We start from the raw sequence: 15,678 nt of genomic DNA on the forward strand, positions 1-15,678 counted from the left end.
CCTATATATAGAAGTTCAAGGAGAACGCAATGAGTAGCGGTCGTATTGTACAGATTATTGGCGCGGTTCTTGACGTTGAGTTCAACCGTAATGAAGTTCCTCAAATTTTTGATGCCTTGCAAGTAGATGGTACCGAAACCACCCTAGAAGTACAGCAACAGCTAGGTGATGGTATCGTACGTACTATTGCAATGGGTTCAACCGAAGGTTTAAAGCGTAACCTACCTGTTACTAATACTGGTGCACCGATTTCTGTGCCTGTAGGTACTGGTACGCTAGGTCGCATCATGGATGTTCTTGGTCGTCCTATCGATGAAGAAGGTCCTGTTACTGCTGATGATAAATGGTCTATCCACCGTGAAGCACCAAGTTATGCTGAGCAATCAAACAGCACTGAGCTACTAGAGACGGGTATTAAAGTTATTGATCTACTTTGCCCGTTTGCTAAAGGTGGTAAAGTTGGTCTGTTCGGTGGTGCTGGTGTTGGTAAGACCGTTAACATGATGGAGCTGATCAACAACATCGCTCTAAAACATGAAGGTTTATCAGTATTTGCTGGTGTTGGTGAGCGTACTCGTGAGGGTAACGATTTCTATCACGAAATGCAGGAAGCTGGCGTTGTAAACACTGAAGACTTTAGTAAGTCTAAAGTAGCAATGGTATATGGCCAGATGAATGAGCCACCAGGTAACCGTTTACGCGTTGCACTGTCTGGTTTGACCATGGCTGAGTACTTCCGTGATACCAAAGATCCTGTTACTGGCAAAGGTCGTGACGTACTGTTGTTTGTTGATAACATCTACCGCTATACACTAGCGGGTACAGAAGTATCGGCACTACTTGGCCGTATGCCATCAGCGGTTGGTTATCAGCCAACACTCGCTGAAGAGATGGGCTTACTGCAAGAACGTATTACGTCAACGCAGTCAGGTTCGATTACTTCAGTTCAAGCCGTTTACGTACCTGCAGATGATTTGACCGATCCATCACCTGCTACAACGTTTGCTCACTTGGATGCAACAGTCGTACTAAGCCGTGATATCGCATCACAGGGTATCTATCCTGCGGTTGATCCATTAGATTCGACGTCGCGTCAGCTAGATCCACAAGTTATCGGCGAAGAGCATTACAACGTTGCTCGTGGTGTTCAGGAAGTATTGCAGCGTTATAAAGAGCTTAAAGACATCATTGCTATCTTGGGTATGGATGAGCTATCAGAAGAAGATAAATTGGTTGTTTATCGCGCTCGTAAGATTCAGCGCTTCTTGTCTCAGCCATTCCACGTCGCTGAAGTCTTTACGGGTGCACCTGGTAAATACGTACCACTACGCGATACCATTGCTAGCTTTAAAGCAATCATCTCAGGTGAGTATGATGACCTGCCAGAACAAGCATTCTACATGGCTGGTAGCATCGATGAAGTTGTTGCTAAAGCTGAAAAAATGAAGTCTTCTGCAGCGTAAGTTGTATGAGCATGAGTTAATGAGTAGGTATAATATAAATTTTATATCTACTCTTTAGTAACGCATCGCAGTGTTTACTGTTTTTTGATTGCGCTTTGATGGTAAGGAGTTAAGTATGGCAACGTTACAATGTCGCGTCGTAAGTGCTCGTGAAGAGTTGTATTCAGGCGAAATTAGCATGTTAATAGCTACTGGTACCGAAGGCGAGATTGGTGTATTGCCAGGTCACACACCGCTGATTACTTTGCTAAAACCGGGTGCAATGCGAGTGCAAAAAGCAAACGGCGAAGAAGAAATCATTTATGTTTCAGGTGGTGTACTAGAAGTACAACCAAAAATGGTAACTGTATTGGCTGATACCGCTATGCGTGCGCACAATCTTGACGAAAGCAAAATCGTTGAAGCACGCAAAAAAGCAGAGCAAATGCTGGTCAATCAGTCTGATACTCTACAAACCAATGCAGCTTTAGCGTCGCTTGCAGAATCAGTCGGACAATTACAAACTATTCGCAAGTATAAAAACCGCGCGTAAAGCAGAGTTTTGGTTAGATATTTTTAGCTTGGATTCTCAAGCAACAATAAGACAGTCCTTTATGGACTGTTTTTTTGTGCCTATGGATTTTTTATTGTCAGTCTTTTTTAAGCTAAATTCACTAAATTCAAATAGATGAATCCATCATTCATGTCTTCTTTAAAATATAGCCACTCATCCATTGTCACATAAAATAATATGAGAATTTGTCCAAAAGTGACTGGCGACAATCGTAATATGTCGTTATATTAGACAATGAAACATTGTAAATAGGGAGTGATGATTGAGCGCATGTAAGCGTAATGTATCACTCATTTTGACAATTTATATGTATTTAGGCAGTGATTGGCAAATCAGAATAAAACGATTAGCCAGTAGAGGATAAATCACTTTATTCTTGGACGTAAACTAAAGTTTTATTCGGTATAGTTTATAGGTTTTGTTAACGACTATCAGCTATAGTATGGGAAGCGATAGGTTTAATAGTATACTGTGCTGCTAAGTTTGTAACAGCTATACGAACATCGATTGTGCCACTTTATGGTGCTATTAATTTTTACCGCTCTTACTTTTACTGCTTTTAATTTAGATGTATTAGAGGATATAACAATGACAACGACTGAAGAAGACAACACCCCCCGAATCTTGATTGTTGAAGATGATGAGCGTCTGGCCATGTTGACTCAAGATTACTTGGTCAAAAATGGTTTAGAAGTAGCAATTGAAACTGATGGTAACCGCGCTATTCGCCGTATCGTCAATGAGCAACCAGACATGGTCGTACTTGATGTTATGCTTCCTGGTAGCGATGGTCTGACCGTATGCCGTGAAGTGCGTCCGCATTATCAAAATCCAATTCTGATGTTGACTGCCCGTACTGAAGATATGGATCAAGTACTCGGCCTTGAGATGGGTGCTGATGATTATGTTGCCAAACCCGCCCAGCCGCGCGTACTATTAGCTCGTATTCGTGCGTTATTGCGCCGCTCAGAAAATGCACCATCAGAAGATGTGCCACAGCGTCTAGAGTTTGGTGAGTTGGTCATCGATAACGGTGGTCGTTCAGTCACGCTTAGTGATGAGCTGGTAGATTTTACTAGCGCCGAATATGACTTATTATGGTTACTTGCGTCTAACGCAGGTCGTATCTTATCGCGTGAAGATATCTTTGAGCGCCTGCGCGGTATTGAATATGATGGTCAAGACCGCTCCATTGATGTGCGTATCTCGCGTATCCGTCCAAAAATCGGTGATGATCCAGAGAACCCAAAACGTATCAAAACAGTACGTAGTAAAGGCTACCTGTTCGTGAAAGAAGGTAACTAGGTCGAACTGATTCATATAATCATGAAATATTGAGAATCACTTCACAAAAAAACCAGCCATTATGCTGGTTTTTTTGTGGCTAAATTTTAATTTTTAAACTTAAATGCGGTGTTATGTGGTTTAATTAAGCAATTATTATAGACGCTGATTAAATACATAAACTATTTGCACTTTTTTTATGGAACATAATGGTATATGAACTTGAGTATATTATTTGGCGTTTAATCATTCTATTCTACAGAGCTTGATATTAGTAATATAGCAGTGCTCACAGGCTATAAGATATCAGCAGTTTTTATTCATTAAGTTGGTCACGGCACGTATGTCATTAGTCTCTTCTTTAAAACACAGTATTTTTGTTCGTATCTATGCTGGACTACTCATAGTCTGTTTGTGCGTAGCATTGTTTGCGCAGTTATTGATGGGTACTATCAATAAAGAGCGTGTACAGTCCTACCGTGAAAATATGGCAATGGGCGCTTTTCATCTAGTGAGTGAGGGTATCTCTCACCAAAACACTGCAGAAGAGCGTGAATACTGGTTGTCTGATGCCAGTAGTTTGTTTGGTGCAAATTTTAAAATCATACCTATTGATGACATAGATTTTACCGCAAGCGAGCTGAGACGTTTTGAAAATGACAATACCGTTGTGCGTTATGTCGAACAGCCTGTGTATGCAGATGTTTATTATCGCTTGCCGGATAATGAGAATGTCCTAACAGCACGGATATCGGAGGTTACGGAGCAGCAAGTCAGAGCAATTGCGGTCTTTTTATTGGACGATTTGTCTTATGAAGTCACCTTGTCTGATAAACGTGCACGCTTGGCCGAACTTGAGGAGAAATTTTCTTTTCCTCTGGCATTTGTGCCTGTTAACACGCTCGATTTAGATTCAGATCAAATGTCACGCCTACGCCGCGATGAAGTGGTCATCTCATTACAAGACCCTAATAGTAGTACCAGTAGCTCGGCCATCAAGATAGTGGTCCCGTCTGAAATCAATGATATGGCAGTCTTGATAGGCCCTGTACCCTTATTTAACTGGTTTCCACTTAATTTGATTATTAGTATGATCCTGATTAGTATGTTTTTAATCAGTTTGGGTGTTTATGCGCTCATTTTCCCACTTGAGCGCAAGCTACAACTGATTCAAGTTGGTGTTAATGAGGTGAGTAAAGGCAACCTTGATATTCAAGTACAAGTCATTGGTCAAGATGAGATCGCACGTTTATCAGCCACCTTTAACGCAATGACGTCACATATAAAGCGTTTGATTGAGTCGCAACGAGAGCTCACGCGAGCCGTATCACATGAGCTTCGTACGCCAGTTGCTCGTATTCGATTTGCGGTAGATATGCTGGCTGATACTGATGACGAAGATTCACGCTTTATGCAGCGTGACTATATCGATGAAGATATCGAATCACTGAATGGCTTGATTGATGAGATTTTGACTTATGCCAAGCTCGAAGAGGGCTCGCCAAAATTAGATTTAGAACCAGTAAATCTCAGAGAGCTGCTACAGCAGATTGAGCGTGAGACCAATGCACTAGGTAAGCCGATTAAAATAGTGACCAACTTGCCAAATGCGAAAGTAACCGCGATTGCTGATCGACGCTATCTGCACCGTGTGATTCAGAATCTTGCAGGTAATGCTTTACGTTATGCTGAAACTACTATTATCGTGAGTGCTGGTGTTAAAAAGGGCAATGCTTTCGTTAGCGTCGAAGATGACGGTCATGGTATTCCTGAGGCTGATCGTGAAAAAGTATTTATACCATTTTCGCGCTTGGATGATAGCCGTACACGAGCATCAGGCGGCTACGGCCTAGGTCTGTCTATTGTATCGCGCATTGCCTTTTGGTTTAATGGTAGTATGAAAGTAGATGAGAGCCGAGATCTTGGCGGCGCAAGATTCGTAATGACATGGCCTATCAAACCTTTGACACAGGTTTTGGCTGCTGATGAATTGACGCAAGAAAAAAGCGAACGCGATTTTGACACTAAATAACAATACTAAATAACAATGCTGAATGATACTGAACAATGATGACAAGTAAAAAGTTGTCATCATTAAACGAACCTGATTACCAATATTTTGATCATCAGGTGTCATGCTTGCAGCAGCTTATTCTAGGGTAGTTTGACAATATAGGAGGCAAAGGATGCCATATTTATTTGGTGGCTTGGTGCTATTGAATGCGATTACGCTGGGTTACTACTTGTTTCTAAAGCAGCCATCAACAACCCAAACGCTAAAGACAGCCAAAAAAGAAATTACTCAGCCATTAGCATTTACTAATAGTGCTGAATATATTCCGCCTATCATTGGTAGCAAAGATTAATTTATCCACGCAGGGTCTGTCTGAGCGATAGTGTTATCTGAGCGATAGTGTTAAGAGTTGTCTGCATTCGATGTAATACTATCGACTGTAGATGTGTCATCGACTGCATCAGCAGCCAAATTATTGTCTCCAGCAACTTTAGAGAGTAGGGGTATACGCACACATACTTGCAGCCCACCATCGGGATGATTGATGGCCTCAACTGTGCCATGATGTAACCGTGCAATGCGATCTACAATGGCTAGTCCTAGACCGCTACCTTGGGTAGTACGTGCGGTCTCCCCACGCTCAAATGGCTGCATGATACGCTCCAATTGATCCTCTGCCACACCGTCACCGCAGTCACGTACACAAATCATCAGTTGCTCTTGTGCTTCTTTATTGACAACGTTCTCACTGACGACATCGCTATCTTCTTCTTCAACCGTTTCTATAAATGTTGGTATCACCGTGGCTGATAGATAAATCGGCGGTTTGCCATAACGATTGGCATTATTGATCAGGTTAATGATGAGACGCTTGATGGATAAGGGGCGTACAGGAATGACCTTGTGACACTCTGATTGATAAACGAACTTCATGGGTGCGAACTGCACCATGATCTCATTAAATATCGTGTCCAAATTGGTCAAGCTAACTGGCTCATCGGAGCCGTCTTTCATAAATGAGATGAACTGCTCCAAAATCGCATCCATATCCTCAATGTCGTAAATTAGCCCTTCACGAAAAAAATCATCTGGTAGCATCTCAGCAGTCAAACGCATACGAGTCAATGGCGTACGCAAGTCATGTGAGATACCAGCGAGCATGATGGTTCGCTCTTTTTGGGCTTGATTTAATGTTGTAAATAGACGGTTGAAAGCCATGTTTACTTGACGTATCTCGGTAGGGCCTTTTTGCGTTGGCAGTGTGGTCGCATGACCCAGACGAATATAGTTAGTCGCTGCACGTTGTAGATAACGTAAAGGGCGGTTCAATTGCCTAGCTAACAAAATAATCGTTAGCAGCGATAAGATAGGCAAACCAATCAAAAACAATATGAGCAATGTTGGGCTGTACTGCGAGTAATAAACCACTGGCTCACGAATCCAGAAACTGTCATCGCGGCTGTCTTGTACCCAAAGCTGCGGTGTTGGTTTGAACTTGAAATAAACTTCGACAGGTCGACCCAGCTGTGCACCAATCTCATACTGAAGTACATCAGTAAAGAAGCTCACAAATGCTTTGTCAGCCACCTCTGGAAAGTCACTGGGGTTGTTCACCACCACGACATGAGAATGTTGATACACCCATTGGCGGATATCAGGACGATATTGCCAGTCTTTATTTACACTATTGATTAATCGCAGCTCACTTGTCAAATAACGCGCATGGTTTTTGAGTTCTGGCAGATAAAGACTGCGCCAAAAGAATAAAATCGACAAACTCACACTTATGAGAACAATAAAAGCGACCATCAAGGTTGTCAGCCAAGTATTGGAATAAGAACGTGGCAGCCAACCTTTGCGACGGGACTTTGAGTTTGAAGTAATCATATAAATCCAGCAGATTAAGAAAATGTCTGATTAAATTTGGTTTTGAGTTAAGCCACAATTGTATTTTGGAGAAAGAGCGGGTTATTTCTAAACATGGCGGCTGAGAGTAGGGTGTGCCAGTCTACTTCAACACACCATAGAATAGCATAATCGATGAATCTTACTGTGACGCTATTCATTTAAGCAGTTTGTTATGTGCCTCTCCAATATTTTAATAATACCAAATCTAAAGCGCGGTATATTTTAGTAACTGATTAAAATAGAGGGTCCTTAATAATTGTATAAAACGTACGGTTATGCTCGATTATGTTTTACATAGACGGGTATTTAAACTATTGTTAATAAATAATTAAATAAGCACAGTTTATGTTTTCAATAAATCAAGACTGTGATATAATTATGCCCTTTTTGGTATACCTGCGAAAGAGAGAATTCACATGGTTGTTATTCGTTTAGCACGGGGCGGTGCCAAGAAACGCCCATTTTATCAAGTAGTTGTTGCTGATCAACGCCGCGCGCGTGACGGTCGCTACATTGAAAACATCGGCTTTTTTAACCCACTCGCTAAAGAGTCTGAAGAAGCAGTACGCCTAAACATGGAAGCGTACAATGCGTGGATCGCAAAAGGTGCACAACCTTCAGATCGCGTTGCTTCATTAGCAAAAGCTTACAACAAGTCTGCAGCACAAACTGAAGCAACTGCTTAAGTTTCCGTTGTTATTGAGCCGCTCGTAGTCTTATTACAAGCTGATTCAGTAGACTTTAGAACACATAGCGTAACTGGTCTGACCAGGGTGCGCCATTAACTGTTTATCGCTTTTGACACAATTGTTTTTGCAATTGCTGTTGTAATCATTGTTAGGTTAGCTGCTATGTCATCCACTCCAAATGCTAGTGATCTCATGAAAATTGGTCAACTCAAGAAGCCTTATGGCATCAAAGGTTGGCTTTGGGTATTTAGCGATACGGATGATCGTACAGCAATATTCGACATGAAGCCGTGGTGGATGAAAACTGCTACTGGCATGAAACCTTTGACTGTGAAAGCTTGGCGTGAGCACGGCACAGGACTTGTGGCTCAATTTGAGCAGATTCCTGATCGCAATGTTGCTGAGACCATGAACGGTGTGACCGTTTGGGTCGAACAAAATGTCTTGCCGGAAACAGCTGAAGACGAATATTATTGGTCGGATTTGGTCGGTATGCGCGTGATGAACGAGCAGAACGAGTATTTAGGCAATATCACTGAAATGTTTGAAACTGGTGCCCACGACATCATGCGCGTGGCAGCCAATTCAGACAGTTTGGATAATGAAGAGCGCCTAATTCCATGGCATAAGCAAACGGTGATAGAAGTCGATACGACTGAAAAAACCGTACTTGTGGCATGGCCAAGTGATTATTAATATTGCCTCTGGTAATATCGCTTCTGGCTTTTTAGTCAGAATTTATTATCAGAATTTATTAATAGTCACACCGATTGTTTTAGCCTCAATGTAAGTAGACATCAGATGTATTTTGCCGTCATTAGTATTTTTCCTGAGATGTTTGCCACGATTCGTGAGTTTGGAATCACGGGACGGGCAGTGACTCAGGAGCAAGTTACGATTGAATGCATTAATCCACGTGATTATACCACTGATAACTATCGCCGTATTGATGAGCGCCCTTATGGTGGCGGTCCTGGGATGGTGATGATGGCTGAGCCATTGTCAAAAGCCATTGAGGATGCACGCTTGCGTGCCAAGGAATACGGTTGCCGTGTCGATAGTGAGCATTGTCCGGTGATTTATATGTCACCGCAAGGGCAAACGCTTAGTGAGAGTAGCGTCGTCGGTATGACGGATTACGATGGCATGATTTTATTATGCGGTCGTTATGAAGGCATCGACGAGCGCCTACTGTCACAATATGTCGATATGGAAGTATCATTGGGCGATTATGTGTTGACTGGTGGTGAGCTACCAGCAATGGTGCTGATGGATAGCGTGATACGTCGTCTACCCGATATCATGGGGGATGACAAGTCAGCGGAGCAAGACTCGTTTGTCGATGGCTTGCTTGACTGTCCGCATTATACCAAGCCGCATGAGTTTGCAGGTATGAGCGTCCCTGAGGTATTACTCTCAGGTCATCATGCCAATATCGCTAAGTGGCGTTTTGCTCAGCAAGTCAGTCGTACGCAAGCGCGTCGTCCGGATTTGTGGCAAGCGTTTACTCCGACGGTAGAGCAAGCGAAGTGGCTTAAAGCACTAGCAAAAGCAGATAAAAAGTAGGTTGTTGATACCTGACTTTATCGTCATTAAGCTTGATAAACAGTTAACAAATAGAATTTTGAGCAATAATAAAACGAGTCATCGCATAGTGGCCGTTGGTTATAACCCATTTATGTTGTATCTCACTATAAAGAGATACGATTAATTATTACAAACAGGTGATATGCGTAAAGCCTCTATTATCTAATGTGAGGAGATAACTCTCATGAGCAACAAGCATCCATTGGTTCAGGTCATCGAAAACGCTCAATTGATCGAGCGCCCAAACTTTTCACCCGGCGATACCGTTGTGGTACAAGTAAAAGTACGTGAAGGTGAGCGTGAGCGTTTACAGGCTTTTGAAGGCGTTGTAATTGCTAAGCGTAACCGTGGTCTAAACTCAGCGTTTACCGTACGTAAAATCTCAAGCGGCGTTGGTGTTGAGCGTGCATTCCAGCTGCACTCACCACTGATCGATAGCATTGAAGTGAAACGCCGCGGTGCTGTTCGCCGTGCGAAACTGTACTACTTACGTGAGCGTTCTGGTAAATCAGCACGTATCCGCGAAAAACTTGCGCCACGTCCAGCTCAGAAAAAGACTGACGCTGGTGTACCTGATGCCGTTGATACTGCACCTGGTATTTAAGCACAAGTTTGCCGTTTTGAGTTGATTGTATGGTTTTAGAATTGACTCAAAACAAGGTAATAGTAGATACAAGCCCTTATTCATAGGTTTATTTATAAATAAGCGGGCCATACCAAAAAAGACAAAACCCCAATCTATGCGAATGCTAGATTGGGGTTTTTGTATGTGCGCGCTTATCAATTTAAACTTGCTGAGTGGTTAACTGGATATTCACAGCTGATAGATACTATGCCTTGTCATTAGTCAAAAAGCCTTACCAGTAAAGTAGCCAAAAACTATTCAGTATGGGGTGTTTCAATTCGGCTGGCCTGCTCTTTAGATTTGCTGTATTTGCGTAGTCTGATATACAAGGTTTTGGTGACGGTAGCAATGAGCTTTTGCTGATCGTCTACGATATCGACTTTATATTCACGAAATACAGCTTCACCGTCTTTTGCCAACTCTTGAATGGTAATCACCTCAGCGCTAGGTATTTTCATTCGCGCGGTGACTTTACTGTTACCGGGCGCGATAAAATCAATATGTGAGCTTTTGTCCCAGACCACATAGTTGCTACCTAATTGATGCATCAGCATGAGCATATAGAAGGGATCTACCATGGAGTATAAACTACCACCGAATTGAGTACCGACGATATTTTTGTTGAGAGTGGTCAGTTCCATGCTGACCACGCACAATCCCTGATCGAGGCTGATGTGGTCGATTTTGATGCCTGCACCGATATAGGGAGCGTAAGTATTGAGTCGCAGCTTTAAAAGATGCGGGGTCAGTAGCGGCATGATACTTTGCTTGGCTCGACGCTTCAAAGTCTCAAAATTGGTGGGTAGCACACTCATAAATCTATCCTGTTGCTTTTATTGATTTTTCAGTGATATGGGTAGCGCTGTTTCTTAGTGCTTGCTATTAGACGATAAACGACAAAGACATTTATCATAGTTAAAAATGACTGCGCTCGCTAGTTTCAAAGCGTAACTAAGCATAGTCTTTATAGTTATCGCAAAGCAATATTTAATATAACTATCTTTAGTATTTAGTTATATGATAAAAAATGTTCAGATGTCAGTTATTCTTAAGAAAATTGGCCTTTAATTTAATTTTATGTCCAAATTAGCGCTGTTTATTCCCAATAGTTTCCTATTAAGTTTATTATTGTATCCAATGAAAACTTTAATTTATTTTTATAACGATACATGTAGTCTTTTTAATTCACCTTAAATTCGCATTTCCTTATGCCTTAACATACAATGGTTTTCCGCTTATTATGACCGATTGGTCATTTAGCTAACGCCAAACCAAAAAGTATTCAATCAAAACCTAATCGACACAAGGAAATGTGATGAGTAACATTCAGGCCTCATCTTCAGGGTCTAATACGCCGCGACCAAACCCAGCCAATCAAGACAGCGAATTGCAAGGCAGTTATATAGATTTGCATAAGCCAAGCTCAAGCTTCGACAGTCGAGATGCCTATCTTAACCACGAATTGCAAATCATGCAGCCAAAACGCTGGCGTCCCAATTTACCATTTCGTGATTATCGTTTTGAGTATGAAGATACTATCCCAGCGATGGCAGCGACCATCGGTAAAGTGGTCATGGTGGGCGCTATTGCAGCAACCTTTGCAGGACCACTCGGCTTAGGTGATGCGTTTGTTTTAGAAAACGTTCGTTATGAGCTGTTGATTGTCTCGTTCTTTATTATCTTATTTTCTGGATTTCTGCTACCGACAGCCAACCTCGCTGGTACTCATGGGCCACTTATTCCATTGATTCCCATTGTCGTTGCTGCAGGTGGGCATCCAATGGCTTTTGGCCTACTCATTGGGGCTTTTGGCCTGCTGCTTGCTATTAGTAAAGGAGGAAGCTTACTGGCCAATTTAACCAGTAAAGGCGTATGCGGTGGCCTCTTAATTTACTTAGGGTTTATCGGTACGACGTCACAGGTTAAGAACCTTTTTGCTTGGGCAGAAGGGATTGGTATGTCGCACATTGCTTTCTTTATTATTCTAGCGACTATCCTGCTATATGCATTGCTTGAGCATTGGCAAAAGCGCTGGCTTGCGGTTCCGCTCAGTTGCGTGTTAGGTGGCGGTCTTGCTTTTGCATTGGGCGCACCTTTTGCGTTCAAAACGGCACCAGGTCTACCGCATATGAACCCAATGTATTGGTGGGGTGAGAATACAGGTTGGATGTTAGGGCTACCGACGATTGAAAGCTTCATTGTGGTATTGCCGTTTGCTATCTTGGCAGTTGCTATGTGGTCACCAGATTTTTTGGGTCATCAAGTATTCCAAAAAATCAGCTACCCTAAGCGTACTGAAAAAGTGCTCATGGACATCGATGACACGATGACCAGCGCTTCATTTCGTCAGGTAGTGGGCTCTGTGCTAGGCGGTGCCAACTTTGCGTCATCTTGGGGAACGTATATTGTCCCTGCGGCGATTGCTAGGCGTCCGATTCCTGCTGGTGCTTTATTGACGGCCTTGTTCTGTATTATCGCAGGTGTTTGGGGCTATCCAATGGATTTGGCCATCTGGCAACCAGTGATGTGCGTGGCATTGATCGTTGGGGTTTTCATCCCACTGTTAGAGGCTGGCATGGAGATGACGCGCGAAGGTAAAACCACGCAGTCTGCTGCTATTGTGGTGTTTGCTTCTGCCTTAGTGAACCCAGCCTTTGGTTGGTCACTCACGCTATTGCTTGATAATTTGGGCTTGATTGGCTCAAAAGAGCGCAGTGCTAATTTGACTAAAATGAGCCGATGGATCATACCGGGTATTATGTTCGTGGTACTGACTGGCGTGATGGCTATCGTCGGTATGTTGCCAGGTATTCCAGCATTAATGGCAAACTTCCGTCATTAGACCATTGATAATTAGCATATAACCGAACAAACGAAGTCAGCATAAAGCTGGCTTTTTTGTGCGTGCTATCGAGACAATAATCAGCTTGCAAAACCACGATTCCTGCCCCATAACTAGCAGTATTACTAAGATTTTTAAGAGCAATACATTCTATGGTTACTGTCTCAGAATTGAGTCCTGTCGATGACAAAAAAGCCCGTCTTAAGCATCTGATCAAGAACTTGCCTAATTTGCCAGGGGTATATAAGATGCTGGGCAAAAACGGCGATATTTTATACGTTGGTAAAGCCAAGTCGCTAAAAAGCCGTGTGAATAGTTACTTTGCCAAGACGATCGATCATCCAAAAACGCGGGCACTGGTGGCACGGATTCATAATATTGAGACCATTATCACGCGTAGTGAGACCGAGGCGTTGTTGCTCGAGCAGAACTTAATTAAAGAATATCGCCCGCCTTATAACGTCTTGCTACGTGATGATAAGTCGTATCTATACGTGTTTATCTCAGCGGATAAGCCTTATCCACGTTTGGCGTATGGACGCGGTAAAGGCAATCATCAAAAAGGTCGTTTCTTTGGCCCATTTCCCTCTGCCCATGCAGCAAAAGAAACGCTGGTGTTGATGCAAAAAATGTTTCAAATGCGCCAATGTACCAACACCTTTTTTAAGCAGCGCCAGCGCCCTTGTCTGGAGTATCAGATTAAGCGTTGCCGTGCGCCTTGCGTAGGATTGGTATCGCCAGAAGAGTATGCAGAAGATGTGAATAACACCATTCGCTTTTTGAAGGGCGACTCTAGTGATATTCATAGTACGCTGATCGAGAAAATGGAAGGCGCTGCCGAAGCGTTAGATTTTGAAAAGGCGGTATTGTACCGTGATCAATTGTCGATGCTACGTGAAGTGCAGGCAAGGCAAGCTGTCTACACGGTGCAAGGTGAGGCAGATGTGATAGCCATTGCCAGTCAGGCGGGCATGACTTGCGTCAACGTGCTGACCGTGCGCGGTGGTCGCGTGTTAGGCGGCAAAAATTATTTCCCTGATGTGGACAGTAGCGAGCCGCTAGCAGATAACCTATCAGCTTTTATTACCTCGTTTTATTTTCAGGTGACGGATGATCTGCCAGCCGAGATTATATTAAGCCATGAGATTCCTGATCAGGTAGCAGTAAGCGAAGCATTGGCAACGCATTTTGGCAATAAAGTGGTCATCAAAACCAATGTGCGTGAGCATCGCTCAGAGTGGCTGGATTTGGCAACACTCAATACCAGTAATGCCCTAAAGACTAAGCTTGGTGATTATTTAGAATTGCACGCACGCTTTGGCGCACTAAAAGACGTACTGGCTGAGGTGACTGATCGCACCATTGATCGGATTGAGTGTTTCGATATCTCTCATACCATGGGTGAGGCGACCATCGGTAGTTGCGTGGTGTTCGACCAAGGCGGTGCGCGCAGGCGTGACTACCGTCAATATGCGATTCATGACATCCAAGGCGGCGATGACTATGCAGCCATGAAGCAAGTGCTGACAAGGCGGTATAAAAAGCAGCCGTTGCCTGATTTGTTGCTGATTGATGGTGGGAAAGGTCAGCTTAATATCGCCAAAGACGTCTTGACCGAGCTGGGTATTTTAAATGACACGTTGCTTGTGAGTGTGGCAAAAGGAGAAGGGCGCAAGGCGGGTTTAGAAGTATTACATTTTATCGATCATGAGCCGCTGGATCTGCCCATGGACAGCAAGGCGCTGCATTTACTGATGCATATTCGCGATGAGGCGCATCGTTTTGCGATCACCGCGCACCGCAAAAAACGCGACAAGCGCCGCTCCTCATCGGTACTTGAGGTCATTCCAGGTCTGGGTGAAAAACGCCGTCGTGATTTGCTTAATCACTTTGGCGGTATGCAGCAATTGCTTGGCGCGTCACAGCAGGAACTAGCCGGTGTGCAGGGAATTGGCCCTGTACTGGCAAAGACGGTTTATAAAGTATTACATGAATAGCTTGATCTATTGTTTCTACCAGTGATTTGATAACGTCCAAAAAAAGGGCTGCCGCAGATAATTTAATTTATCTGCGGCAGCCCTTTTTTGAGTCAATCAAATACTATTGGTCAGTCTTCTCTACCTTATAAGTCACAAATTTAAAGCTCAAATCACTTTTTTCATCGTGCATTTGCTCAGATTCTTCTGCTACTTTGAAGCGATCTGGTAGCTCAGGATAGAACGCATCGCCATCCGTAATATCAGTATCTACGTGGGTCAGCTCAATGCGGTCGGTATACATCAGTGCTTCGCTAAAGACGCGCTCACCGCCAATCACCCAGATCGTCTCCAGATGTAGCCCATGTGCCAAACTTGCGGCATGAGTGAGCGCATCATCTAAATTATGCACCACATGCGCGTATTCATGTCCGACCAGTCCTTGCTGTTCTGCATAGTCCATTTGGGTAGAGATGATAAAGCACACACGCTTTGGTAAAGGCTTGCTACCCATGGATTCAAACGTCTTACGACCCATAATGACGATGCCCTGAATATCGCTACTAGAGGCCGTATTTTGCGAGTCACGTGTGGTCATTTTTTTGAAGTGCTGCAGGTCTTGTGAGATATGCCACGGTAGCTCGTTGTTTTTACCGATACAGCGATTGCTACTTATGGCGGCGATTTGGGCAACTTCAGTGTGGGCATAGCTCATAATGGGTCCTTTCTATTATATT

14 protein-coding genes are annotated in these 15,678 nt (G+C 43.3%); 11 read left to right on the top strand and 3 right to left on the bottom strand.

Annotated elements, in window-relative coordinates; translation table 11 throughout:
• Positions 1-29: 29 nt before the first annotated feature.
• From atpD to AOT82_RS09605, 5 genes are all read left to right on the top strand, one after another.
• Complete coding sequence (gene atpD, locus AOT82_RS09585; RefSeq protein ID WP_071002803.1) at positions 30-1,463, top strand: F0F1 ATP synthase subunit beta; 1,434 nt, start codon at positions 30-32, stop codon at positions 1,461-1,463.
• A 115-nt stretch (positions 1,464-1,578) separates the two neighbouring features.
• Positions 1,579-1,995 carry a F0F1 ATP synthase subunit epsilon gene (locus tag AOT82_RS09590; RefSeq protein ID WP_071002804.1) on the top strand — a complete coding sequence of 139 codons (417 nt, stop codon included), beginning with the start codon at positions 1,579-1,581 and terminating at the stop codon, positions 1,993-1,995.
• Positions 1,996-2,604: 609 nt separating this feature from the next.
• On the top strand, positions 2,605-3,321 hold the full coding sequence (locus tag AOT82_RS09595) for a response regulator (RefSeq protein WP_071002805.1): 717 nt from the start codon (positions 2,605-2,607) through the stop codon (positions 3,319-3,321).
• 322 nt (positions 3,322-3,643) lie between these two features.
• Entirely contained in the window at positions 3,644-5,332 is a 1,689-nt protein-coding gene (locus AOT82_RS09600) for an ATP-binding protein (RefSeq protein ID WP_071002806.1), read from the top strand.
• Between the two features lie 154 nt (positions 5,333-5,486).
• On the top strand, positions 5,487-5,666 hold the full coding sequence (locus tag AOT82_RS09605) for a hypothetical protein (protein WP_071002807.1): 180 nt from the start codon (positions 5,487-5,489) through the stop codon (positions 5,664-5,666).
• A 50-nt stretch (positions 5,667-5,716) separates the two neighbouring features.
• On the opposite strand, the gene AOT82_RS09610 is transcribed toward AOT82_RS09605, so the two are convergent.
• Positions 5,717-7,201 (bottom strand): ATP-binding protein, encoded by a 1,485-nt coding sequence (locus AOT82_RS09610; RefSeq protein ID WP_071002808.1) that lies wholly within the window; start codon positions 7,199-7,201, stop codon positions 5,717-5,719.
• Between the two features lie 437 nt (positions 7,202-7,638).
• Between AOT82_RS09610 and rpsP the strand changes: the two genes are divergently transcribed.
• The 4 genes from rpsP (at position 7,639) to rplS (ending at position 10,102) form a co-directional block, all read left to right on the top strand.
• A complete protein-coding gene (gene rpsP, locus AOT82_RS09615; RefSeq protein ID WP_021812802.1) occupies positions 7,639-7,908 on the top strand; it encodes a 30S ribosomal protein S16 in 270 nt (89 codons plus the stop codon).
• A 165-nt stretch (positions 7,909-8,073) separates the two neighbouring features.
• Positions 8,074-8,607 carry a ribosome maturation factor RimM gene (gene rimM / locus AOT82_RS09620; protein WP_071002809.1) on the top strand — a complete coding sequence of 178 codons (534 nt, stop codon included), beginning with the start codon at positions 8,074-8,076 and terminating at the stop codon, positions 8,605-8,607.
• Positions 8,608-8,712: 105 nt separating this feature from the next.
• Positions 8,713-9,477: a tRNA (guanosine(37)-N1)-methyltransferase TrmD gene (gene trmD, locus AOT82_RS09625; RefSeq protein WP_071002810.1), complete on the top strand. Its 765-nt coding sequence runs from the start codon at positions 8,713-8,715 to the stop codon at positions 9,475-9,477.
• Positions 9,478-9,682: 205 nt separating this feature from the next.
• On the top strand, positions 9,683-10,102 hold the full coding sequence (rplS, locus tag AOT82_RS09630; RefSeq protein WP_071002811.1) for a 50S ribosomal protein L19: 420 nt from the start codon (positions 9,683-9,685) through the stop codon (positions 10,100-10,102).
• Positions 10,103-10,377: 275 nt separating this feature from the next.
• On the opposite strand, the gene AOT82_RS09635 is transcribed toward rplS, so the two are convergent.
• Positions 10,378-10,938 (bottom strand): DUF4442 domain-containing protein, encoded by a 561-nt coding sequence (locus tag AOT82_RS09635; RefSeq protein WP_071002812.1) that lies wholly within the window; start codon positions 10,936-10,938, stop codon positions 10,378-10,380.
• A 500-nt stretch (positions 10,939-11,438) separates the two neighbouring features.
• Here AOT82_RS09635 and AOT82_RS09640 point away from each other — a divergent pair, with 500 nt between their 5' ends.
• Both AOT82_RS09640 and uvrC read left to right on the top strand, forming a co-directional pair.
• Entirely contained in the window at positions 11,439-12,965 is a 1,527-nt protein-coding gene (locus AOT82_RS09640) for a DUF3360 family protein (protein WP_058023517.1), read from the top strand.
• A gap of 152 nt (positions 12,966-13,117) precedes the next feature.
• Positions 13,118-14,962, top strand: a complete 1,845-nt coding sequence (uvrC, locus tag AOT82_RS09645) for an excinuclease ABC subunit UvrC (protein WP_071002813.1) — start codon at positions 13,118-13,120, stop codon at positions 14,960-14,962.
• A 103-nt stretch (positions 14,963-15,065) separates the two neighbouring features.
• Here uvrC and AOT82_RS09650 read toward each other — a convergent pair whose 3' ends face one another.
• Entirely contained in the window at positions 15,066-15,656 is a 591-nt protein-coding gene (locus tag AOT82_RS09650; RefSeq protein WP_071002814.1) for a dihydrofolate reductase, read from the bottom strand.
• Positions 15,657-15,678 lie beyond the last annotated feature (22 nt).

Source organism: Psychrobacter sp. AntiMn-1 (assembly GCF_001854065.1).
Lineage (GTDB): Bacteria > Pseudomonadota > Gammaproteobacteria > Pseudomonadales > Moraxellaceae > Psychrobacter > Psychrobacter pacificensis.

What these genes read in the sequence shown, in the direction of transcription:
- AOT82_RS09600 (WP_071002806.1), top strand. Translation starts at nt 3,644, where the DNA reads ATGTCATTAGTCTCTTCTTTAAAACACAGTATTTTTGTTCGTATCTAT.
- trmD (WP_071002810.1), top strand. Translation starts at nt 8,713, where the DNA reads ATGTATTTTGCCGTCATTAGTATTTTTCCTGAGATGTTTGCCACGATT.
- AOT82_RS09605 (WP_071002807.1), top strand. Translation starts at nt 5,487, where the DNA reads ATGCCATATTTATTTGGTGGCTTGGTGCTATTGAATGCGATTACGCTG.
- AOT82_RS09640 (WP_058023517.1), top strand. Translation starts at nt 11,439, where the DNA reads ATGAGTAACATTCAGGCCTCATCTTCAGGGTCTAATACGCCGCGACCA.
- uvrC (WP_071002813.1), top strand. Translation starts at nt 13,118, where the DNA reads ATGGTTACTGTCTCAGAATTGAGTCCTGTCGATGACAAAAAAGCCCGT.
- rpsP (WP_021812802.1), top strand. Translation starts at nt 7,639, where the DNA reads ATGGTTGTTATTCGTTTAGCACGGGGCGGTGCCAAGAAACGCCCATTT.
- AOT82_RS09595 (WP_071002805.1), top strand. Translation starts at nt 2,605, where the DNA reads ATGACAACGACTGAAGAAGACAACACCCCCCGAATCTTGATTGTTGAA.
- AOT82_RS09610 (WP_071002808.1), bottom strand. Translation starts at nt 7,201, where the DNA reads ATGATTACTTCAAACTCAAAGTCCCGTCGCAAAGGTTGGCTGCCACGT.
- rplS (WP_071002811.1), top strand. Translation starts at nt 9,683, where the DNA reads ATGAGCAACAAGCATCCATTGGTTCAGGTCATCGAAAACGCTCAATTG.
- AOT82_RS09635 (WP_071002812.1), bottom strand. Translation starts at nt 10,938, where the DNA reads ATGAGTGTGCTACCCACCAATTTTGAGACTTTGAAGCGTCGAGCCAAG.
- rimM (WP_071002809.1), top strand. Translation starts at nt 8,074, where the DNA reads ATGTCATCCACTCCAAATGCTAGTGATCTCATGAAAATTGGTCAACTC.
- AOT82_RS09590 (WP_071002804.1), top strand. Translation starts at nt 1,579, where the DNA reads ATGGCAACGTTACAATGTCGCGTCGTAAGTGCTCGTGAAGAGTTGTAT.
- AOT82_RS09650 (WP_071002814.1), bottom strand. Translation starts at nt 15,656, where the DNA reads ATGAGCTATGCCCACACTGAAGTTGCCCAAATCGCCGCCATAAGTAGC.
- atpD (WP_071002803.1), top strand. Translation starts at nt 30, where the DNA reads ATGAGTAGCGGTCGTATTGTACAGATTATTGGCGCGGTTCTTGACGTT.